At 63.4% G+C, this 20,436-nt stretch carries 18 protein-coding genes (1 of these 18 only partly in view); 10 read left to right on the top strand and 8 right to left on the bottom strand.

Annotated elements, in window-relative coordinates; genetic code table 11:
- From BGN91_RS15840 to BGN91_RS15830, 3 genes are all read right to left on the bottom strand, one after another.
- Window positions 1-137, bottom strand: partial view of an ActR/PrrA/RegA family redox response regulator transcription factor gene (locus BGN91_RS15840; RefSeq protein WP_292614778.1) — the 5' end (the start) only. It extends 418 nt beyond the left edge of the window; 137 of the gene's 555 nt are visible here — the first part of the coding sequence; the start codon lies at window positions 135-137; its stop codon lies off the left edge, out of view.
- A 93-nt stretch (window positions 138-230) separates the two neighbouring features.
- Window positions 231-1,571 (bottom strand): ActS/PrrB/RegB family redox-sensitive histidine kinase, encoded by a 1,341-nt coding sequence (locus BGN91_RS15835; protein ID WP_292614776.1) that lies wholly within the window; start codon window positions 1,569-1,571, stop codon window positions 231-233.
- A complete protein-coding gene (locus BGN91_RS15830; protein WP_292614774.1) occupies window positions 1,568-1,711 on the bottom strand; it encodes a hypothetical protein in 144 nt (47 codons plus the stop codon). Before BGN91_RS15830 ends, BGN91_RS15835 begins: the two co-directional genes overlap by 4 nt.
- Before the next feature lie 179 nt (window positions 1,712-1,890).
- Between BGN91_RS15830 and phaZ the strand changes: the two genes are divergently transcribed.
- Both phaZ and BGN91_RS15820 read left to right on the top strand, forming a co-directional pair.
- On the top strand, window positions 1,891-3,225 hold the full coding sequence (gene phaZ, locus BGN91_RS15825) for a polyhydroxyalkanoate depolymerase (RefSeq protein WP_292614772.1): 1,335 nt from the start codon (window positions 1,891-1,893) through the stop codon (window positions 3,223-3,225).
- A 222-nt stretch (window positions 3,226-3,447) separates the two neighbouring features.
- Window positions 3,448-4,284: a SprT family zinc-dependent metalloprotease gene (locus tag BGN91_RS15820; RefSeq protein ID WP_292614771.1), complete on the top strand. Its 837-nt coding sequence runs from the start codon at window positions 3,448-3,450 to the stop codon at window positions 4,282-4,284.
- Between the two features lie 150 nt (window positions 4,285-4,434).
- Here the strand turns inward: BGN91_RS15820 and BGN91_RS15815 are convergent, their stop codons facing one another.
- The 3 genes from BGN91_RS15815 to BGN91_RS15805 all read right to left on the bottom strand — a co-directional run bounded on the left by BGN91_RS15815 (window position 4,435) and on the right by BGN91_RS15805 (window position 11,062).
- Window positions 4,435-6,624: a penicillin-binding protein 1A gene (locus BGN91_RS15815; RefSeq protein ID WP_292614769.1), complete on the bottom strand. Its 2,190-nt coding sequence runs from the start codon at window positions 6,622-6,624 to the stop codon at window positions 4,435-4,437.
- Between the two features lie 292 nt (window positions 6,625-6,916).
- Window positions 6,917-8,140, bottom strand: a complete 1,224-nt coding sequence (locus BGN91_RS15810) for an ABC transporter substrate-binding protein (protein WP_292614818.1) — start codon at window positions 8,138-8,140, stop codon at window positions 6,917-6,919.
- 126 nt (window positions 8,141-8,266) lie between these two features.
- Window positions 8,267-11,062 (bottom strand): [protein-PII] uridylyltransferase, encoded by a 2,796-nt coding sequence (locus BGN91_RS15805; RefSeq protein ID WP_292614767.1) that lies wholly within the window; start codon window positions 11,060-11,062, stop codon window positions 8,267-8,269.
- Between the two features lie 224 nt (window positions 11,063-11,286).
- Between BGN91_RS15805 and BGN91_RS15800 the strand changes: the two genes are divergently transcribed.
- The 5 genes from BGN91_RS15800 to BGN91_RS15780 all read left to right on the top strand — a co-directional run bounded on the left by BGN91_RS15800 (window position 11,287) and on the right by BGN91_RS15780 (window position 15,778).
- Window positions 11,287-12,261, top strand: coding sequence for an aliphatic sulfonate ABC transporter substrate-binding protein (locus BGN91_RS15800; RefSeq protein ID WP_292614765.1), 975 nt, complete (start codon window positions 11,287-11,289; stop codon window positions 12,259-12,261).
- Window positions 12,262-12,352: 91 nt separating this feature from the next.
- Entirely contained in the window at window positions 12,353-13,198 is an 846-nt protein-coding gene (locus BGN91_RS15795) for an ABC transporter permease (protein WP_292614763.1), read from the top strand.
- Window positions 13,198-13,983, top strand: coding sequence for an ABC transporter ATP-binding protein (locus BGN91_RS15790; protein WP_292614761.1), 786 nt, complete (start codon window positions 13,198-13,200; stop codon window positions 13,981-13,983). Before BGN91_RS15795 ends, BGN91_RS15790 begins: the two co-directional genes overlap by 1 nt.
- Window positions 13,984-14,039: 56 nt before the next feature.
- Complete coding sequence (locus BGN91_RS15785) at window positions 14,040-14,549, top strand: OsmC family protein (protein ID WP_292614759.1); 510 nt, start codon at window positions 14,040-14,042, stop codon at window positions 14,547-14,549.
- A gap of 224 nt (window positions 14,550-14,773) precedes the next feature.
- Window positions 14,774-15,778, top strand: coding sequence for an Hsp33 family molecular chaperone (locus BGN91_RS15780; RefSeq protein WP_292614757.1), 1,005 nt, complete (start codon window positions 14,774-14,776; stop codon window positions 15,776-15,778).
- 115 nt (window positions 15,779-15,893) lie between these two features.
- Here the strand turns inward: BGN91_RS15780 and apaG are convergent, their stop codons facing one another.
- Complete coding sequence (gene apaG, locus BGN91_RS15775; RefSeq protein WP_292614755.1) at window positions 15,894-16,289, bottom strand: Co2+/Mg2+ efflux protein ApaG; 396 nt, start codon at window positions 16,287-16,289, stop codon at window positions 15,894-15,896.
- 378 nt (window positions 16,290-16,667) lie between these two features.
- On the opposite strand from apaG, the gene BGN91_RS15770 reads away from it, so the two are divergent.
- The 3 genes from BGN91_RS15770 to BGN91_RS15760 are packed head-to-tail and all read left to right on the top strand — an operon-like array spanning window position 16,668 to window position 19,596.
- The gene (locus BGN91_RS15770; RefSeq protein ID WP_292614816.1) at window positions 16,668-17,855 is read left to right on the top strand and encodes an OpgC domain-containing protein; all 1,188 of its coding nucleotides are present in this window, start codon (window positions 16,668-16,670) and stop codon (window positions 17,853-17,855) included.
- Window positions 17,852-18,616, top strand: a complete 765-nt coding sequence (locus BGN91_RS15765; protein ID WP_292614753.1) for a GDSL-type esterase/lipase family protein — start codon at window positions 17,852-17,854, stop codon at window positions 18,614-18,616. Before BGN91_RS15770 ends, BGN91_RS15765 begins: the two co-directional genes overlap by 4 nt.
- Window positions 18,613-19,596 carry an SGNH/GDSL hydrolase family protein gene (locus tag BGN91_RS15760; protein ID WP_292614751.1) on the top strand — a complete coding sequence of 328 codons (984 nt, stop codon included), beginning with the start codon at window positions 18,613-18,615 and terminating at the stop codon, window positions 19,594-19,596. The genes BGN91_RS15765 and BGN91_RS15760 overlap by 4 nt, the downstream gene beginning before the upstream one ends.
- A gap of 136 nt (window positions 19,597-19,732) precedes the next feature.
- On the opposite strand, the gene BGN91_RS15755 is transcribed toward BGN91_RS15760, so the two are convergent.
- Window positions 19,733-20,436, bottom strand: a 704-nt coding sequence (locus BGN91_RS15755; RefSeq protein WP_292614749.1) for a PLP-dependent transferase, incomplete at its 5' end; no start/stop codon positions are given.

Below are 20,436 nucleotides of genomic sequence, written 5' to 3'. Positions count from 1 at the left end.
GAGACGCTGTCGCAGGACGTCACTTCGAAGCCGCGGGTTTCCATGGCACGCGACAGACGTTCGAGAAACGGCTTGTCATCCTCGACGATCAGCAGCGAGCGGTCGGCTTGCGGGAAAACGTCGGGGGTAGCGTTCACGATAAGACCTCGCGCTTGGTTGCAGTCAAAATCATATGGGCGCTCAAAGCCACGGCGCAAGCGATGACGGATTGCGATCGCCGTCCCTCACAGCTAAGCCGTTGCCTCCGCGATTGTTTTCAACGTTTCGAAGCGAACGCGGGGCCAGACGATCTGAACCACCGCGCCATGCTCCGGAAACGTCCGATTGTTAAAGGACACCCTCGCGCCGGTACGCTCCAGCAGGGTGCGCGCGATAAAGATCCCGAGACCGAGACCGCTGCGTCCGCCTTGCGCATCGCCGGCGTTGCGGCGGCGCGACAGGTACGGTTCGCCGATTCGCTTGAGAATGTCGGGAACGATTCCAGGGCCATCGTCGGAAATCACGATCCCGACGGTATCGCTGTTCCACCAGGCATTGACGTCGACGGCGCTGCGCGCGAAGTCGACGGCATTTTCCAGAATGTTGCCAACGCCGTAAAGGATCGCGGGGTTGCGCATGCCGACGGGCTCATGGTCGCCGGCGGCCGCGATGGTGGTCTTGATGTCGATGCCGAAGTCGCGATGCGGCGCCACGGTTTCCTCGATCAGGGTCGACAGCGGCATCCGGTCGAACGGCGCGCCGGACGACGACAGTTGCGCGATCTTGGCGAGGATATCGCGGCAACGCTGCGCCTGCTCCCGCACGATGCCGAGATCGCTGGCCAACCGCTGAGGATCCTGCGTGCCGTTCTCCTGCAAGGCTTTTTCCAGTTCGCGCGAAACCAGGAAGATGGTCGACAGCGGCGTTCCGAGTTCATGCGCCGCGGCGGCGGCAAGGCCGTCGATCTGGGTCAGATGCTGTTCGCGAGCCAGAACCAGTTCGGTCGCCGCCAGCGCGTCGGACAGCTTGCGCGCCTGCTCCGTGACCTGAAACGTATAGAGGCTGGTGACGCCGATCGCGAGCACGATCGAGAACCAGACGCCGGCGAGATAGATCGGCGGCAGGATCAGCGGGTCATCGACATCCCACGGCAGCGGCAGATGTGTGAAGCCCAGGATTGTCGCGCAGGCGATTGCGAATGCGCCGAGCGCCATGGTCAGCCGGGTCGGCAATGCCGTGGCGGAAATCAGCACGGGCGCGAGGAACAGATACGAGAACGGGTTCTGCAAACCGCCGGTGAAGAACAGCAGGGCGGCGAGTTCGGTGATGTTCAGCGCAAGCAGCGCCGCCGCATGGCGCGGCTCGAGCCGCTGCATCGGGTCGAAAATAACCTGCAAAGCCAGGTTCAGCAGCGAGGACAAGCCGACGATCGTCACGCAGGGAATGATCGGCAGATCGAATTCCAGCCCATGCGCGACAACGAAGATCGCCGCGAGTTGCCCCAGCGCAGCGAGCCAGCGCAGCCGCAGGATGGTATCCAGCCGAACGTAGCGGCGCGGATGGTTGAAATCGGAGACGGCGACGTCGGTCATTTCTCGCAACTTATAGCGTTTTCGAGCGACGCCCGCGACGCGGAAGGCGGGTCGCGGGCGAGAGCCGCGACCTCGGGGCGCTCTGCGATGTCGGCGATCAAGGCGGCGCCGTTCGCGGGCTCGCCGGGAACGTTCCTCATGGAGGCGGCGCCTCGCCGGGTCCTTGCCAATGAACTTGGATGGCGAGAGGTATTTCGGCCACATCCGTGCTCGCGGAAAGCATAAACCTACTATATGTAGATCTTCATAGACCGGGGGCGGATTGACGCAGTGTCTCGCAGCGGCCACTATGTTGCGATGCAAAAGGGGATTGAGCAGAATGCCTATCGGTGAATTTGGACGGCCGCCGGAGATGCCGGCGGAAGTCAGCCCCACGATGACGACGCCGATGTACTGGATGTACGAGATGGCGCAGGCGTCGCTCAATCCGGCTCGCGCCGTCACCGACGCGACAAGGATATTGTTCCAGAACCCGCTCAATCCGTGGTCGAGCACCGAATTCGGCAAAACCGTCGCCGCCGGCTGCGAACTGTTCGAGCGCACCACGCGACGCTACGGCAAACCGGAATGGGGCCTGCATGAGACCGAGGTCAACGGCATACGCACGCCGATCGAGATCCGCTCGGTCTGGGAAAAGCCGTTCTGTCGTCTGCTCTACTTCGACCGCAAGCATGTACGTCCGCTGAGGAAGCCACAGCCGCGCGTGCTGCTGGTGGCGCCGATGTCAGGTCACTACGCGACATTGCTGCGCGGAACCGTCGAGGCATTCATGCCGACGCATGACGTCTATATCACCGACTGGTCGGACGCCCGGATGGTTCCGATATCCGAAGGGCGTTTCGATCTCGATGACTACGTCGATTACCTGATCGAGATTCTGCATGTGCTGGGCGGCAACGTTCATGTCATCGCGGTCTGCCAGCCCTCGGTGCCGGTGCTGGCGGCGGTATCGGTGATGGAGGCCGCGGGCGACCCATGCGTGCCGCTGTCGATGACGCTGATGGGCGGGCCGATCGATACCCGCAACAACCCCACCGCCGTCAACGACCTCGCCGCCGAGAAAGGCACGGACTGGTTCCGCAACCATGTCATCACCAAGGTGCCATTCCCGCATCCCGGCGTGATGCGTGACGTCTATCCGGGCTTCCTGCAGTTGAACGGCTTCATCAGCATGAATCTCGATCGCCACATGGCCGCGCACAAGAGTCTGTTCAAGAACCTGGTCAAGGGAGACGGCGATCTCGTCGACAAGCACCGCGATTTCTACGACGAGTATCTCGCCGTCATGGACCTGACCGCGGAATATTATTTGCAGACGGTCGATCTCGTATTCGTCAAGCACGCGCTGCCCGAAGGCAAAATGACCCATCGCGGCCGGCCCGTCGATCCTTCTAAGATCACGCGCGTCGCTCTGATGACCGTGGAGGGCGAGAACGACGATATTTCCGGGCTCGGGCAGACCGAAGCGGCTCACGCGCTATGCACGTCGATTTCCGACAATCGGCGGATTCATTATGTGCAGAAGGGCGTCGGCCATTACGGCGTGTTCAACGGTTCGCGTTTCAAGTCCGAGATCGTGCCGCGCATCAACGATTTCATGCAATCCGTCACCACCACACCGGCGCGAGCGTCGCTCCGTGCGGCGGCCGAGTGAATCTGAATAGCACTCAAACGATCCGCCGATGACGAAATGATCCGGTGGACGTGGCCCACCGCCGGAATTCTCTAGGATTCGACCAGATTTGGGCGGCGGGAAAATAATGAGTTCAGATTCATGCCTAGAACGCCCGAATCGGGCTGAATGAACACCAAATATTTTGTTCCGATACCCATTCCATAGGGGGCTCGCTTCAAAACCCCACTGTATATTGGGCAAATGATTTGTTTTTGCGCCGAGCGATTCGACTGGCGGCGGTTATGGCAAAGTCCGGGCGCTACCCCCGCCTCCGGATTTGCTGAAATGGCCCGCGCACTTCTTTATCGACGTCCCGCTGAACCCTCCCGGCTTCTCGTCAAGCATGGTTCTCAGATCTATTCGGTGCGCTTGCGCCGCCATCGCCGCGCTCGCCGCTATACGTTGCGAATCCATCCGAGCGATCGCGAAGCGATCCTGACCATGCCGCCACGGGGAACGCTCGCGGAGGCCAAGGACTTTGCGCAACGCCACGGCGGCTGGATCGCGGCGCGCCTCGGACGGCTGCCGAAGGCGGCCCCGTTCCACCACGGCGCGATCATTCCGTTGCGCGGCGTCGCCCACCGGATCGTGCATCGCGCCGGCGAGCGCGGCACGGTGTGGACCGAAACGCGCGACAGCGGCGAAAAGATTCTCTGTGTGGCCGGCGGTTTCGAACATCTCGATCGGCGCGTACACGATTTTCTCAAGCGCGAAGCGCGGCGCGACCTGCAAAAGGCCGCGGAACGCTATGCCGACATGCTGGACGTCAAGGTCAAGCGGCTTTCGATCCGCGATCAGTCGAGCCGCTGGGGATCATGCACATCGTCGGGATCGCTGTCGTTTTCGTGGCGCCTTATCCTGGCGCCGCCGTTCGTGCTGGATTATCTCGCCGCCCACGAGGTCGCCCACCTCGTTGAAATGAATCATTCGCCGCGATTCTGGAAAGTGGTGGGTCGTATCTGCAATCACGTCGAGCGGGCCAAGCGGTGGCTCGACGCCGAAGGCAACGATCTGCATCGCTACGGCATTCAGGATTAACGGACTCGTCGCGGTCCGCCGACCCTCTTTTCGTCATTCCGGGGCGCGACGCAGTCGTGAACCCGGAATCCATAACCGCCATAGAGATTGAACGTGGATTCCGGGATCGCCGCTAACGTGGCGTCCGGAATGACAGCAAGGATTATAGTTCTACCGCCCGCCGAACAGCCGGTCGACGAGCCAGCCGTCCAGTCCGCTTGCGGCTTCCGGCCGGACGTCGGATCGGATCGGCTGAGGTCGGCTGCCGACCGGCGCCGGAGCCGCGGCGGGGACAGGAACCGGCGGCGCGACGACCTGCCGGCCGAGCTGTGCGATGTCCGGAAGCAGGCCGCGCTGCGTGCCGGGGATCGGTTCGGGCCGCAGGCCCTGATGCGCGGCGCGCATGAAACGCGTCCAGATCTCCACCGGCAGGCCGCCGCCGGTGGCCTTGCGGGTCGGCGTGTTGTCGTCGTTGCCGAGCCACACCCCGGTTACGAGCTTCGCCGTGTAGCCGACGAACCACGCATCGCGAAAATCCTGGCTGGTGCCGGTCTTGCCGGCGGCGGTCCATCCGGGAATCTCGGCCTTGCGGGCGGTGCCGCTGATCAGCGTCTGCTCCATCATGGTGTTCATCATGGCGACGGCGCGCGGATCGACCACGCGATCCGGCGCATCCTGCGAGCGCGCGTAGAGCAGCTTGTTGCCCTCGACGGTGCGGATGCGATCGACGATGTGGGCATTGGCGGCATATCCGCCATTGGCGAACGGCGCATAGGCGCCGACCAGTTCCAGCGGCGACACCTCGGAGGTGCCGAGCGCGATCGAGGCGTTGGATTCCAGTTTTGAGGTGATGCCGAGCCGGTGCGCGGTGCGGACTACATTCGTGGCCCCGACCTCCAGTCCGAGCCGGACCGCAACCGTGTTCAGCGACATCGCAAGCGCCTGCGTCAGCGTCACCGCGCCGAAATATTCGTGACTGTAGTTCTCCGGCCGCCAACCCTTGACGTCGAGCGGAGCGTCCTGCCGGATCGTCTCGGGCGTCAGTCCGGCCTCGATCGCGGTGAGATAGACAAACGGCTTGAACGCCGAACCGGGCTGGCGCTTCGCGGTCACCGCACGGTTGAACTGGCTGTCGGCGTAGTTGCGCCCCCCGACCATGGCGCGCACCGCTCCATCGGGCGTCATCGCCACCAATGCGCCCTGGCTGACATTGAACTTGACGCTTTTCGCGGCCAGTTCGTCGATCACGGCGGCTTCCGCCGCGCTCTGCAATTTCGGATCGATGGTGGTTTCGACGACGATACTCTGGTCGACCTGGCCCACCAGATCGTCGAGCACCTCGCCGACCCAGTCGGCGACATAATTGATCGTGCCGGCGCTGGCCGGCTTCACGGCATAGGAGGGATGGGTTCCGGCGGCCTGCGCCTGCTGCGCGGTGATGAAGCGGGCGTCGACCATCGCAGCGAGCACGACCTTTGCGCGAGCCTCGGCGCCTTCCGGGTTGCGGTCCGGCGCCAGACGCGACGGCGACTTGACGAGACCGGCCAGCATGGCGGCCTCGGCGAGCGTGACGTTCTTCGCCGGTTTGCCGAAATATTTCTGCGCTGCCGCCTCGACGCCATAGGCGCCGGAGCCGAAGTAGACGCGGTTGAGATAAAGTTCGAGAATCTGCGCCTTGGTGTGCTTGCGCTCCAGCCAGAGCGCGAGTTCGACCTCCTGAAGCTTTCGCTCGAGCGTGCGCTCCTGGGTCAGGAACAGGTTTTTCGCGAGTTGCTGGGTCAAGGTCGAACCGCCCTGCGATACCCCCCGGTGCATGACGTTTGCAACGGCCGCGCGCAGGATGCCGACCGGATCGACGCCGTAATGCGAATAGAACCGGCGGTCTTCGATCGCGATGAAGGCCTTGGGCAAATAGGGCGGCAGGTCCTTGAGCGAAACGTTGCTGCCAGCCATTTCCCCGCGCGTCGCCAGCACGCTGCCGTCCGCGCCGACGATCTGGATGGTCGGCGGGCGTTTCGGAATTTCGAGCGACTGGATCGGCGGCAGATGCGCGCCGACATAGACCACCACGCCGACCACGGCGATGGCCGCCCATAAAGAAAGCACGGCGCCCCAATAGACCACGCGCGACAGACGAACGCGCCTGCGCTTCCGGCCTTTGCCGTTGCGATCAGACGACGGCTTGCGTGAGCCGCCGCCACCCGAACCGGCGGCTTTGCGCGGCGCGGCGCGTTTGGCCGGCGTGTCGTCGGCAACCGTGATGCGATCGAGCGGATTGAGGCGCAACTCCGCGAGCGAAGCGGCAAATCCGCTGAAGACCGGCTCCTTGCGGCCGCGGCGTTTTTTTCGTCCCCATCCCATACGCAACAACGCCCATGCCCGACCCGCGGCACGTCAGTGGTGGTTCAGAAGTTCGCTTCATCGCCCGGCCGGTTCGTCAAGCGAACGTCTGAACCCCAAATCACACCAGAATCATAGGATTGCCAGTGTCCCCGGGATTTCGAAGCTCGCATCGAAGGCTGCTGCTAGGACGTGCCAACTTCGAAGTCGGGACACTAGCGGCCGGGGTTTAAGGGAGGGTTACCCGAAAGTTAACGCAAGATTAGGGGTTGAGGCAGTCGCCGCGCGCGCGACCGATAACGCACACGCGATGCTAACCGCTCGCGTCGTCGGAAATGACGGGTCCGAATAGTTCCCAGCGTTGGCCGTTGAAGCGCATCATCTGCATCTGCTTGTTGACGCGATAATCGTCCGGCGCCGTGTTGATCCTGATGTCGGGCAGCAACAGGTCGAGGCCGACGTTCTTCAGATTGGCGGCCTGGTTCATGACGTTCGCGCGCGTGAGATCGTCGCCGCACTGCTTCAGCACCTGCACCAGCAGTTGGGCCGTGCTGTAACCATAGGAATTGAAGTTCGAGTTCTCGTCACCCTCCGGATAGTACTTCGCCATGAAGGCGAAGTACTTCTTCATGCCCGGATCGTCCTTCCACTGCGGATCGAGCGGATCCTTGCCGTAGTTGGTGCTGATGATGCCCTTCGAGGCGTCCAGCCCCGCCGGCTGCAATACCGCACCCACCGAGGTCGCGTTGATGTCGAGGATATGGACCGGCTTCCAGCCGAGCTCAAAAGTCTTTCGGATCGCCTGTGCGGCCTGCTTCGGCGTCGCGGCGCTGAACAGCAGCGTGGCCCCGGCGGCGCGCAGCTTGAGGATCTGCGAATCGACGGTCGGATCGGACACCTCATAGGCCGCTTCGGCGACGATCATTTTCGAGGCCCTAGCGCCCAGCCCCGATTTCAGCCCCTTGAGATAGTCCTTGCCGACGTCGTCGTTCTGATAGAGTACGCCGATCTTGGCATCCGGATGGTCCTTCAGGATGTATTGGCCGTAGATCCGTCCTTCGACGACGTAACTGGGGTTGAAGCCGATGGTCCATGGATATTTCTTTGGATCGCTGAAGCGCGAGGCTCCGGTGGCGGCGAAGAGCTGCGGCACTTTCTTCGCGTTCAGATATTTCTGGACGGCCGCATTGGGCGGCGTTCCGATGAGCTGAAAGGTCAGCAGCACCTCGTCGCTCTCGACCAGCTTGCGAACCTGTTCGACGGTCTTCGGCGGACTGTAGGCGTCATCATACTGGATCAGATTGATCTTGCGTCCGTTAACGCCGCCTTCGTCGTTGACCATCCTCATGTAAGCGGCCTGCACCTTGCCGATGGTGGCGTAAGCCGAGATGGGTCCACTGAACGGTACGGTCTGGCCGATCTTGATTTCGGTGTCGGTGACGCCGGGGCCGTATTTTTTCTGGGCGGAAGCCTGCGAGACCGACAGCGTGACAGCCAATGCCGCCGTCACGGCCCAACCCAGCACACGGTTTTTCATTGCATTGCTTATGATCGTGCTCACCAGATGCATGATCGTGTCCATGGTCCGGCCGAATCAAGCGTCGGTTCAAACCTGAATGAAGGTCAAACGCATTGCAAGCCGTCCTGCGAGAAGCATGGAACCTCAGACGGCGGAAGGATTCGCCGCATTGCCGGTGGCAAGCAGATGGATCAGCGCGCGCTTGATCGCGGCCTGTCGGGTCGGGGCGGTGATCCGGGCCCCGAGAAGATCGGTGACGTAGAACACGTCGCGCGCGCGCTCGCCGAATGTCGACACGTGGGCGGACGCGATGTTGAGGTTGAGCTTCGAGATCGCGGCGGTGAGCTGGAACAGCAGTCCGGGCCGGTCTACTCCCGAAACCTCGATCACGGTATGGCGGTCCGACCACTGGTTGTTGACGATGACCTCGGGTTCCACCACAAACGGCCGTAGCTTGGCCTTTCCGCCAGCGCGGCGAGCCACCACGTCGGGCAGGCGCAGCCGGCCTTCGAGCACCTGCTCGATGATCTCGCCGATGCGGGCGGCGCGGCGTCCCTCATCTTCGTCGCGGTCGTATTCACGGGAGATCGCGATGGTGTCGAGCGCCTGCCCGTCGGTGGTCGTATAGATCTGCGCATCGACGATGTTGGCGCCGGCGGACGCACACGCTCCGGCGATGATCGACAACAGCCAGGGATGGTCATTGGCCAGGATCGTCAGTTCCGTGACACCCCGCGCCTCGTCGAAGCCGACATTGACGTTGAGCTTCTGCCCGGTCTGCTCGCTGGCGCGCAGGAAACGCGCATGCCTGATCTTGTGCGCGAGATCGACCTTGAGCCAATAGGCCGGATAATGCCGCGCGATATAGGCGTTGAGTTCCTGCTCCGACCATTCGGTGAAGGCAGCGCGAAACTCCGCCTGGGCCGCCGCGATGCGCTCGGAACGATTGACCTCGGAGAAGCCCCCCGTCAGCACCGGTTCCGTCTCGTAATAAAGGGTGCGCAGCAGTTGCGCCTTCCAGCCGTTCCAGACGCCGGGGCCGACGCCGCGGATGTCGGCGGTGGTCAGGATCGTCAGGAGCTTCATCTGCTCGACCGACTGCACCACGGCCGCGAAATTCTCGATGGTCTTGCGGTCGGACAGGTCGCGCGACTGGGCCACTTTGGACATCGTCAGATGCTGTTCGATCAGCCATGCGACCAGCTCGGTGTCGGCGGCATTGAAGCCGAGACGCGGGCACAACCGGCGCGCCACCCTGGCGCCCGCGATCGAATGATCCTCGGGCCGGCCCTTTGCGACGTCGTGAAGCAGGGTCGTGATGTAGATGACGGGCCGGTGCTCGGGGCGAATCTTGCGCATCAGCTCGCTGGCGAGGGCGACTTCGTCATTGCCGCCGCGCTCGATGTCCTGAAGGATGCCGATGCAGCGGATCAGATGCTCGTCCACCGTGTAGTGATGGTACATGTTGAACTGCATCATCGAGACGATCTTGCCGAAAGCGCGGATGAAATGACCGAGTACCCCGGTCTCGTTCATCCGGCGCAGCACGGTCTCCGCGTCGTTCGACGTCAGGATTTCCATGAACAGCCGGTTGGCTTCCGGGTTCTCGCGAAGCTGCGCGTTGATCAGCCGCCGCGACCGCGTGACGGTTCGCAAGGCGTCCGGATGAAACGCCAGGTTGTTCTTCTGCGCGAGACGGAACATGCGGATCAGGTTGACGGGATCGCGCTTGAAGACGTCCGGCGAGGCCAGATTGATGCGGTTATTGTCGATAATAAAGTCATCGTCGTCCGGCACCCGTCGCAATTCCGTGCCGCGCTGCAGTTTCGACATTATGCGACCGAGAGCCGGCGCCGGCTTGGCCTGCTGGTCCTCGAGCTTGGCGCAAAGGATGGCGGTGAGGTCGCCGACGTCCTTGGCGGTCAGGAAGTAGTGCTTCATGAAGCGCTCGACATCCTGCATCCCGGGATGAGAGGTGTATCCAAGCCGCACCGCGATCTCGCGTTGCAGGTCGAACGACAGCCGTTCCTCGGCCCTGCCGGTGGCGAAGTGCAGGTTGCAGCGTACCGACCACAGGAAGTCGGCGCAGCGGCGGAAGGTCCGGTACTCGCGGACGTCGAACACGCCGCACTTCAGCAATTCGTGGCTTTCATGGACCCGGTAGACATACTTCGCGATCCAGAACAGCGTGTGCAGGTCGCGCAATCCCCCCTTGCCGTCCTTGACGTTGGGCTCGACCAGATAGCGCGACTGGCCGGCGCGGCGATGCCGCTCCTCACGCTCGGCAAGTTTGGCGGTGACGAATTCCGCCGCCGTTCCCTGCACCACTTCCTTGTCGAAACGGGTCACCAGCTCGTCGTAAAGCGCCCGGTCGCCGGCGAGGAACCGGGTCTCCAGGATCCCCGTGCGAATCGTCATGTCGCCCCGCGCCTGCCGGATCGATTCGCTGACAGACCGCGTCGCATGACCGACGTTCAGTCCCATGTCCCACAGACAATATAGAATCGCTTCAGCGACCTGTTCCCCCCACGCGGTCTGCTTGTATGGAAGAATGAACAGCAGATCGAGATCGGACTCCGGCGCCATCAGGCCGCGGCCGTAGCCGCCGGTCGCAACCACGGCCATGCGCTCGCCGTCGGAAGGAATCGGGGAATGATAGAGATGGCGCGTCGCGGCTGAAAACGCGAGGCGAATGATTTCGTCCTGGACGAAGCAAAGCCGCTCCGCACAGCGCCGCCCGTGACGATCGCGCAAGAGCCTTGCCTGCGCCGCATCGAGCACCTTGGCGAATTCGGCCTTCAACAACCGGGACACCGCGGAGCGGAAGGCGTCCTCGTGTCCGGCGTGTTTCTCGGCCAGCGCATCGATGTCGCCTGTGATCCTGGCGGTATCGAAGCCGTCGGCGGCTGCGGCCGCGTCACTTGTCGTCGCAATATCCATCGCCTATCCGGATAACGGACGCCACGCGGGCTGTCACCGGAGATTGTCGGCCGCACACGATGGATCCATGCTGCATGTGACCGGCTTTGAGCAAGGATGTCCTCCAGCCGGAGCATCCGAAAAATCTATTTTCTCGTTGACTGAGGTTTACAACTATTTGACATAAGATGGCTTTTTCGCCCGGCCGAACGGCTCGCATTTTCAACCTCCCAGGAGACATTATCATGTTCAAGCCCGCACGCCGTGCTGTGCTCGCCGCCATCGCCGCAGCCGCGCTTTTGCCCGCGGCGGCGTTCGCCGCTGACGCGCCGAAAGAAATTCACATGGACTGGGCGACCTACAACCCGGTGTCGATGCTGATGAAGGACAAGGGGCTGGTCGAGAAGGAATTCGCCAAGGACGGCATCACCGTGCGCTGGGTCCAGACCCTCGGTTCCAACAAGGCGCTCGAATTCCTGAACGCCGGTTCGATCGATTTCGGCTCCACCGCCGGTTCCGCGGCGCTGGTGGCAAGGATCAACGGCAATCCGCTCAAATCCGTCTATGTCTATTCGAAACCGGAATGGACGGCGCTCGTCACCCGCAAGGACACGACGATCAAGACGGTGACCGACCTCAAGGGCAAGCGCGTCGCGGTCACGCGCGGCACCGATCCGCATATCTTCCTCGTCCGCGCGCTGCAGAAGTTCGGCATGTCCGAAAAGGACATCGTCCCGGTGCTGCTGCAGCATCCCGACGGCAAGACCGCGCTGATCCGGGGCGACGTCGAAGCCTGGGCCGGTCTCGATCCGATGATGGCGCAGGCGGAACTGCAGGACGGCGCGCGGCTGTTTTATCGCGATGCCGACGCCAACACCTACGGCATCCTCAACGTGCGGGAAGAGTTCCTGAAAAAATATCCCGAGATCACCCGGCGCGTGCTGGGCGTCTATGAGACCGCGCGCAAATACGCGGTCGCCCATCCGGAGGAACTGGAAGCGAGCTTCATCGCCGCCACCAAGCTGCCCAAGGACGTGGTTGAAAAGCAGTTGCGCGAGCGCACCGACATCTCGAACGGCAAGATCGGCAAGGCCCAGCGCGACACCATTCTCGCCGCCGGCCTGGCGCTTCAGCAGGCCGGCGTCCTCGACGCCAAGGTCGACGTCAAGGCCGCGCTCGACAATCTGATCGACGATCAGGTCCCGCTGCCGGCCAATTGATCGGTCGGCTCGTCCACAACAAGCGAGGACCGGCTCGCCGGCCCTCGTCTTTATTTCGGTCTTGCAATCGGCGGCCGGACAGGGTTTGGCAATGACGATGACGCTGGACACCCCCGTCGAGAGCACACAGTCACTCGCGCCGCCGTCTGCGGCGCGGTGGCGGCGCTGGACGCGTCCGGCGCTCGGCCTGCTGCTGCCGCTCACCGCGGCAGTCGCGTGGGAATGGGCGGTGGCCGCCGGCTGGTCCAACGGACGACTGGTGCCGCCGCCGTCGACGGTGATTTCGACGATCGACGAACTCGCCCGCAGCGGCGAGCTTTTCCGCCACATGGCGACCACGCTCGAGCGCGTCGGCGCCGGATTCGCACTCGGCGTTGCGGCAGGCACCGTGCTGGGCGCGATCTCGGGCTATTGGGGGCTGGCGCGACAACTGCTCGATCCGACCATCCAGGCGCTGCGCGCCATTCCCTCGATCGCCTGGGTGCCGCTGTTCATCCTGTGGCTTGGCATTTTCGAACTGTCCAAGGTTGCCCTGATCGCCGTCGGCGTGTTTTTCCCGATCTATCTTGGCGTCATGGGCGCCATCCTTTCGGTCGATCGCAAGATCGTCGAGGTCGGCCGCACCTTCCGCCTCAGCGGGCCAGCGATGATCCGTCGCATTCTGCTGCCCGCGGTGCTGCCGGCCTATGTGGTGTCGTTGCGCGTCGGCCTCGGTCTCGGCTGGATGTTCGTGGTGGCGGCGGAATTCATGGGCGCCTCCGAAGGACTCGGCTATCTCCTGATCGACGGCCAGCAGCTCGGCAAGCCGGCGCAGATCCTCGCCGCCATCGTGATCTTCGCGATCCTCGGCAAGACCACCGACTGGCTGATCGAAATCGCGGCGATGCCGTTCCTGCGCTGGCAGGATGCGTTCGCGCCAAGCCGCGGGGCGTTCTGATGCTGGTGCTCGACCGCGTCGGCAAGACCTATCCCAACGGCGTCAACGCGCTTGAGCGGTTTTCGACCGAGATCAGGCTCGGCGAGATCGTCGCCGTCATCGGCGGCTCGGGCTGCGGAAAATCGACGCTGCTGCGCGCCATCGCGGGCCTCGACCGCGCCAGCTATGGCGCCATCACGCTCGACGGCGAAGCCCTCACCGCGCCGCATCCCAAGGTCGGCATCATCTTTCAGGAGCCGCGGCTGCTGCCATGGCTGAGCGTCGCCGACAACATCGGCTTCGGTCTGTCGGACGTGTCTGCGACCGAGCGGCGGGAACGCGTCGCCGCCGCGCTCGCCAAGGTCGGCCTGTCCGACAAGGCTAAGGCGTGGCCTCGCGAACTGTCGGGCGGACAGGCGCAGCGCGTCGCGATCGCGCGGGCGCTGGTGGTGCGGCCCGAAGTGCTTCTGCTCGATGAGCCGTTCTCAGCGCTTGACGCCTTCACGCGGCGCGATCTGCAGGATCACCTGCTCGATCTGTGGTCGGAGACCCGCCCGACTTTGGTGCTCGTGACCCACGACGTCGACGAGGCGGTGGTGCTGGCGGATCGGGTGGTGGTGATGCGGCCGCGGCCGGGACGACTGTTCGAGCAGGCGGAGATCAGCCTGGCGCGTCCGCGCGACCGCAATTCGGAACTGTTCGAGACCACCAAGCGGCGCATCCTGACCGCACTCGATCGCTCGCTCGACCAGGCCGCGCCCGACCCGACGGCGGCGGCCGAGACCGGCGATGCGCTGTGGTGGTGAAGCCGGCGCGCCGCGGCTACAATTGCTCTGACTGAGTTCAGGAAAAGGAGAGGTTGATGGATGCCGCCGAGCTTCGCGCCACGCAGGCCCCGATCAAGGAGCGCTACAAGAGTGACCCGAAATCAGCGCTGATCACGCTGAAGGCGCGGGGGTCGATCGACAACGACGGCATCGCCTGCAAGGTGGAGACCGGACGCGCGCTCGCGGTCGCGGGGCTTCACCCGGCCACCGGCGGCTCCGGCCTCGAATTGTGCTCGGGCGACATGCTGCTCGAGGCGCTGGTCGCCTGCGCCGGCGTCACGCTGAAGTCGGTTGCGACCGCGATCGAGGTGCCGCTGAAATCCGGCCACGTCAGCGCCGAGGGCGATCTCGATTTTCGCGGCACGCTCGGCGTCGACAAGGAAACGCCGGTCGGCTTCGAATCGATCCGCCTGCGGTTCGATGTCGAGACCGATGCGCCGCAGGACAAGCTCGATCTCCTGCTCAAGCTGACCGAGCGCTATTGCGTCGTCTATCAGACCATCAAGAACGGACCGAAAGTGTCTGTCGAGATGAAAAGGATGTGAGGCCGGGAGGCCCCGCGCGAATTCCGGAGCCTTTGCGCTTCTGACGGAATTAGAAGCGGGGCTCTATGTTTTTGATTCGACACGTTTTCTTCATGCGAACCGGTTTCCACTTCGCTCGAAAACGCTGTGGAGCGTTCGTGACCGGAGCAGGATGCCGGCAAAGCACGCCGAAACCGGCTTTCAAGGGGTTTCGATCACGCACCCCCGACCCCAGATAAAGCGGCATGACCTCACAACCGTCCGCCTCCGCTATTTCGCCCGAAACCCCGGTGCGCGCGCCCTCGGCTGTTCCGGTCGACGATGCCGTGATTCCGTTCGAGGTGAGCACCCTCGACCTGCGCGGACGGCTGACGCGGCTCGGACCCGCGCTCGACGAACTGCTGGTCCGGCATGACTATCCCGTACCGGTCGCCAAGCTGCTCGGCGAGGCGATCGTGCTGACGACATTGCTCGGCTCCTCGCTCAAGTTCGAGGGCCGCTTCATCCTGCAAACCCAGACCGACGGACCGGTATCGTTCCTGATTGTCGACTTTCGGGCGCCGGCCCGGCTGCGGGCTTATGCCCGTTTCGACAAAACGCGGCTTGGCGATGCGATGGATTCAGGCGCGCTGCTCGGCCGCGGCCATCTCGCCATGACCATCGATCAGGGCCCCGACATGAGCCGCTATCAGGGCCTCGTAGCCCTGGACGGCGGCAGCCTCGAAGACGCCGCGCATGAGTATTTTCTGCGTTCCGAACAAATTCCGACGCGGGTCCGCCTCGCGGTCGGCGAGGAGTGGCGCAGGGACGGCAATGGTCCGAAGCGCGGCTGGCGCGGCGGCGGCATGCTGCTGCAATTCCTGCCCAAGGCGTCGGAGCGCGCGCGTCAGGCCGATCTCGATCCCGGCGACGCGCCCGAGGGCAGCGCGGTGCATACCGTGGCGGAGGACGATGCCTGGGTCGAGGGCCAGTCGCTGATCGCGACCGTCGAGGATATCGAACTGATCGATCCCGATTTATCCGGCGAGCGGCTGCTGTACCGGCTATTCCATGAGCGCGGGGTCCGGGTGTTTCCATCGCAGGCGCTGCAGGCGCAATGTTCATGCTCGCGCGACGCGGTGGAGGCGATGCTGAAGAGTTTCGTGCCGCAGGACCGCTCCGGGATGGTGCAGGACGGCAAGGTCGCCGTGACCTGCGAATTCTGCAGCTCCGTCTACGAATTCACGCCGGAGGAAGCCGGCGTGGAATAGGGCCGCCGCCTCTTCAGCGCCTTTCCGCTTCTGGTGGAATCAGAAGCGGGCTCTATGATTTTGATTGGACGCGTTTTCTTCACGCGAACCGGTATCCACTTCGCTCGAAAACGCTCTAATTCAGCACGCGCTTGCTGTCGGGGCTGTCGAGCGAAAAAGTGGGGACATCGATTTCGAACGGCTCGCCGCTTCGGATCGAGACCATCTGATAGCGTCCGCTCATGAAGCCGTTGGCGGTCGGCAGCGGAACGCCGCTGGTATATTCGAAGCGCTCTCCGGGCGCGAGCACCGGCTGCTCGCCGACCACGCCCTCGCCGCGGACTTCCTGCTTCCGCCCGGAGGCATCGGTGATGATCCAGTGCCGCGTGCGCAACTGGACGGTATCCGACCCGGCATTGGTGATGACCACGGTGTAGGACCAAAAAAAATGGCCCCGCTCGGCCGACGATCGCTCCGGCATGAAATTCGGCTCGACAGTGACTTCGATCTGGCGGGTAACGGCGCGGTACATCTCAAACTCTCTCCAGAGCATTTTCCGGCCAAGTGGAGTCCGGTTAGGCGCAAGAAAATGCTCTCACCTTATAACTTGCGCGTATTCCGATCGCAAAACCGGTATCCACCTTTGCGGAATACGCGCCAGCGTCTTTGCGCGACTTGGCGCAATCATAGCGAAAACAGGCGCAGGAACCAGCCCCCACTTAGTTGTGACAGCGCGCGGTTCCGGACCAAAATGCCGGCCGCAATATTGCTTTTTTGTCACCGTTAGCGTGAAGCTGTCGTCCCGTAAATCAGTCTCGACCGGGGGCGTTCGAGACCTTTCGAAGCAGAGCGCATGCCGTCGGTTGCCGATCAGGTCGGAGCCCGCGCCAAGGTGGCGGCCGATGGCGCCATGCGCGAAGCACCGGCTATTCCGAGCCCGACCGCGCCCGCCGAGCGCGAACTGCGGCTCGATCTGTTCCGCGGTCTGGCGCTCTGGCTGATTTTCATCGACCACCTGCCGCAGAACCTTCTGACCTGGCTCACCATCCGCAATTACGGCTTCAGCGACGCCACCGAAATTTTCATCTTCATCTCGGGCTATACGGCGGCGTTCGTCTACGGGCGCGTCATGCTGCAGCGGGGATTCATCGTCGCCGCCGCGCGCATTCTCAAGCGCGTCTGGCAGATCTACGTGGCGCATATCTTTCTGTTCACGATCTTTCTCGCGGAAATTTCCTACGTCGCGAGCCGTTTCGAGAACCCGCTTTACACCGAGGAAATGGGCATTCTCGATTTCCTCAAGCAGCCCGACGTCACGATCGTGCAGGCGCTGCTGCTCAAGTTCAGGCCCGTCAACATGGACGTGCTGCCGCTCTATATCGCGCTGATGCTTTTCTTTCCGCCGATGCTGGCGCTGATGCAGCGCAAGGCAGACCTGGCGCTGGCGCTGTCGGTGGGCCTCTATGCGCTCACCTGGCAGTTCGATCTGGCGCTGCCGGCCTATCCCAACGGGGTCTGGTTCTTCAATCCCTTCGCCTGGCAACTGCTGTTCGTATTCGGGGCGTGGTGCGCGCTCGGAGGCGCGAAGCGGACGTCGCGCATCGTCCGGTCGCCGATCACGCTGTGGGTTTGCGTCGTCTATCTGGTGTTCGCCTTCTACACGACGCTGACCTGGCACGTGCCGCAGCTCAACTATTTCATGCCCCGCATCGTCGAGCAGTGGATGTATCCCATCGACAAGACCAACCTCGACGTGCTTCGCCTCGCCCATTTCCTGGCGCTCGCTGCGCTCACCGTCCGCTTCCTGCCGAGGGACTGGCCGGGGCTGACCTCGCCATGGCTGCGGCCGATGATCCTGTGCGGTCAGCATTCGCTTGAGATTTTCTGCATCGGCGTCTTCCTGGCATTCGCCGGACAGTTCATCCTGGCGGAGTGGTCCGGCGGCGCCGGGATGCACTTCGTTATCAGTGTTTGCGGAATCCTGATCATGTCCGCAGCCGCATGGGTATTTTCATGGTACAAAAAGATGGCCGGCAAGAGCGGGAGCCGTACCAGGACCGCTGACGGCGACGCTGATCTGGCGGGAGGAGGAGCATGAGGGCCGGCTGGATGTCGGTCTTGTTCGTGGTGGCCGGTTTGTCGGCCACCGCCGTCGCGCGTGCCGATGACCCGCCAAAAAGTTGCAGCGTCGCGGCCTATCTGCTGACCAGCGAGAGCACGCTGTCGCGGGTCGCCTCGGCGGTCAAGACCGGCGGGCCGCTCGATATTCTGGTTGTGGGCAGCCGTTCCTCAACCATTTCCGGAGCGGAAAACGACGCCTATCCCGCAAGGCTGCAGGCCACGCTCCGCGAGAAATTAACCGGAATCGTCGTATCCGTTTCCGTGGAACTGACGCCTCGGAAGACCGCCGAGGATGTCGTCCCCGGCCTGGGCAAGCTGGCGCAGACAAAAAAGCCGACCTTGGTGGTATGGCAGACCGGCACCGTCGATGCTATCCGGTCCGTCGATGTCGACCGTTTTCACGATGCCATCGACCAGGGCGTTACTGCGTTGCAAAATGCGGGGGCCGACGTTGTGCTGATGAACATGCAATACAGCCCGCGTACGGAGACCATGATTTCGCCAACCTCCTACATCGACAATATGCGGGTGGTGGCGCAGCAGCACGACGTTCCGCTGTTCGACCGGTTCGCAATCATGAACCAATGGAACGAGACCGGGGAGTTCGATTTGTTCAGCCCGGTGCGCGGCGTCGACCAGGCCAAACGCGTTCACGATTGCCTCGGCCGCGCCTTGTCGACATTCATCATCAATACCGCCCATATCGACACCGCCAAACTCGGGACCCGGCGCCAATGACGAGCAGCGGTCGCTTCTCGCGCAACGCTGGTGCGGCCATGCTGGCGATCATGTTGATCGGCGTATCGACCTCGGGCGTGATTGCGCAAACTTCGCCGGCTAATGCGCTGGCGCTGCCGATGGGCAGCGCCAGCCTGTCTGCACCGCCGTCGAGCGGCGCTATGGCAGCGGCCCCCGGCGCGCCGACGCAGAACCTGACCGAAACCCCGATCGACAAGGCAAAGGCGGTTGCCGCCCGCGTCCGCGACATCTTCAACCGCGTCCCCTGCCTGCCGCCGAAAGGCGTCTCGCAATCGATGGGGTCGCTGCCGCATGTCGCGGCCAAGCTGGCCACCAACAAGCCGGTCGTCATCGTGGCCTTCGGCTCGTCATCGACGCAAGGGTACGGCGCGACCTCGCCCGACTTCAATTACCCGAACCAGTTGGCGGCCCAGTTGCACCGCAAGTATCCGGCGGCCGCCATTACCGTGATCAATCGCGGCAAGGGCGGCGAGGATGCGCCGGAGATGATGAAGCGGTTGCGATCGGAAGTGATCGATGCCAAGCCGGACATGGTGATCTGGCAAGTCGGCACCAACGCGGTGCTGCGCAATCTGGATCCCGCGAGCACGGTGAAAACCGTCGAAGACGGCGTCGCGACCATTCAGGCCTCCGGCGCCGATCTGGTTCTGGTCGATCCGCAATACGCCCCCGCCGTCAATGCGAGGGGCGAGAATGCCGGCAAGATGGTCCGCCTGCTGAGCAAGGTCGCACACTACAGGCACGTCGGGATTTTTCCGCGCTTCGAGGTCATGCGCGACTGGCACGACCGGCAGTCGCTGCCGTTCGACATCTTCGTGACCAAGGACGGCCTGCACATGAACGACTGGGGCTATGCCTGTTTCGCCCAGTTACTCGGCGACGACATCATCAAGTCGGTGGACCAGATTCAGGCAGGCATCAGGCTGCCAGCGGCCACGGCGGTCAATCGGCCGTTGTGAGACCGTTATGTCCCGGACGCGGTGCAGCGTTCTTCACGCTGCTCCGCTAAGTCCGGATCACAAAGTCACTGCACTACGGTCCCGCACCAGCAGCGCGCCGCTCTCCGCAGTGCAAAGCATCCGGACACACGACCTCTCACACCGTCTCCAGGGCGGCAGCGAGATCCTCGATCAGATCGTCCTTGTGTTCGAGACCGACCGAATAGCGGATGAAGCCTTCGCCGATGCCGAGGCCAGCGCGGACCTCCGGCGCGAGCCGCTGGTGGGTGGTCGTCGCCGGGTGGGTCACGAGGCTCTTGGCGTCGCCGAGGTTATTCGAGATGCGCGCGAGCTTCAGCGCGTTGAGGCAGCGGAAGGCGCCCGCCTTGCCGCCCTTGACCTCGAAGCCGATCAGCGTTGACCCGGCGCGCATCTGCTTCTTCACGAGCGCCGCCTGCGGATGGTCGGGCCGGCCGGGATAGATGAGGCGGGACACTTTGGGGTGCGACGCCAGCGCATCCGCGATCGCCGCCGCGCTCTCGGTCTGCTGGCGCACGCGGACGCCGAGCGTCTCAAGCCCTTTCAGCAGAACCCAGGCGTTGAACGGCGAGATCGACGGCCCGGTCTGGCGGATGAAGGTCTGCAGGTGATCCTGAACGAAGGCGTTCGACGCCAGGATGATGCCGCCGAGCGTGCGTCCCTGGCCGTCGATATGCTTGGTTGCCGAATACACCACAACGTCGGCGCCGAGCGCCAGCGGGCTTTGCCAGATCGGCGTCGCGAACACGTTGTCGACGATCAGCCGCGCGCCGGCCTGATGCGCGATGTCGGCGATGCCGCCGATGTCGAGCACGTCGAGCG

This window comes from Nitrobacter sp. 62-13 (assembly GCF_001896955.1).
Classification (GTDB): Bacteria; Pseudomonadota; Alphaproteobacteria; order Rhizobiales; family Xanthobacteraceae; genus Nitrobacter.
The sequence above is the reverse complement of the archived record's forward strand: the minus strand, read 5'-3'. Positions and strand labels throughout refer to the sequence as shown.

What these genes read in the sequence shown, in the direction of transcription:
- BGN91_RS15835 (WP_292614776.1), bottom strand. Translation starts at nt 1,571, where the DNA reads ATGACCGACGTCGCCGTCTCCGATTTCAACCATCCGCGCCGCTACGTT.
- BGN91_RS15830 (WP_292614774.1), bottom strand. Translation starts at nt 1,711, where the DNA reads ATGAGGAACGTTCCCGGCGAGCCCGCGAACGGCGCCGCCTTGATCGCC.
- phaZ (WP_292614772.1), top strand. Translation starts at nt 1,891, where the DNA reads ATGCCTATCGGTGAATTTGGACGGCCGCCGGAGATGCCGGCGGAAGTC.
- BGN91_RS15820 (WP_292614771.1), top strand. Translation starts at nt 3,448, where the DNA reads ATGATTTGTTTTTGCGCCGAGCGATTCGACTGGCGGCGGTTATGGCAA.
- BGN91_RS15815 (WP_292614769.1), bottom strand. Translation starts at nt 6,624, where the DNA reads ATGGGATGGGGACGAAAAAAACGCCGCGGCCGCAAGGAGCCGGTCTTC.
- BGN91_RS15810 (WP_292614818.1), bottom strand. Translation starts at nt 8,140, where the DNA reads ATGAAAAACCGTGTGCTGGGTTGGGCCGTGACGGCGGCATTGGCTGTC.
- BGN91_RS15805 (WP_292614767.1), bottom strand. Translation starts at nt 11,062, where the DNA reads ATGGATATTGCGACGACAAGTGACGCGGCCGCAGCCGCCGACGGCTTC.
- BGN91_RS15800 (WP_292614765.1), top strand. Translation starts at nt 11,287, where the DNA reads ATGTTCAAGCCCGCACGCCGTGCTGTGCTCGCCGCCATCGCCGCAGCC.
- BGN91_RS15795 (WP_292614763.1), top strand. Translation starts at nt 12,353, where the DNA reads ATGACGATGACGCTGGACACCCCCGTCGAGAGCACACAGTCACTCGCG.
- BGN91_RS15790 (WP_292614761.1), top strand. Translation starts at nt 13,198, where the DNA reads ATGCTGGTGCTCGACCGCGTCGGCAAGACCTATCCCAACGGCGTCAAC.
- BGN91_RS15785 (WP_292614759.1), top strand. Translation starts at nt 14,040, where the DNA reads ATGGATGCCGCCGAGCTTCGCGCCACGCAGGCCCCGATCAAGGAGCGC.
- BGN91_RS15780 (WP_292614757.1), top strand. Translation starts at nt 14,774, where the DNA reads ATGACCTCACAACCGTCCGCCTCCGCTATTTCGCCCGAAACCCCGGTG.
- apaG (WP_292614755.1), bottom strand. Translation starts at nt 16,289, where the DNA reads ATGTACCGCGCCGTTACCCGCCAGATCGAAGTCACTGTCGAGCCGAAT.
- BGN91_RS15770 (WP_292614816.1), top strand. Translation starts at nt 16,668, where the DNA reads ATGCGCGAAGCACCGGCTATTCCGAGCCCGACCGCGCCCGCCGAGCGC.
- BGN91_RS15765 (WP_292614753.1), top strand. Translation starts at nt 17,852, where the DNA reads ATGAGGGCCGGCTGGATGTCGGTCTTGTTCGTGGTGGCCGGTTTGTCG.
- BGN91_RS15760 (WP_292614751.1), top strand. Translation starts at nt 18,613, where the DNA reads ATGACGAGCAGCGGTCGCTTCTCGCGCAACGCTGGTGCGGCCATGCTG.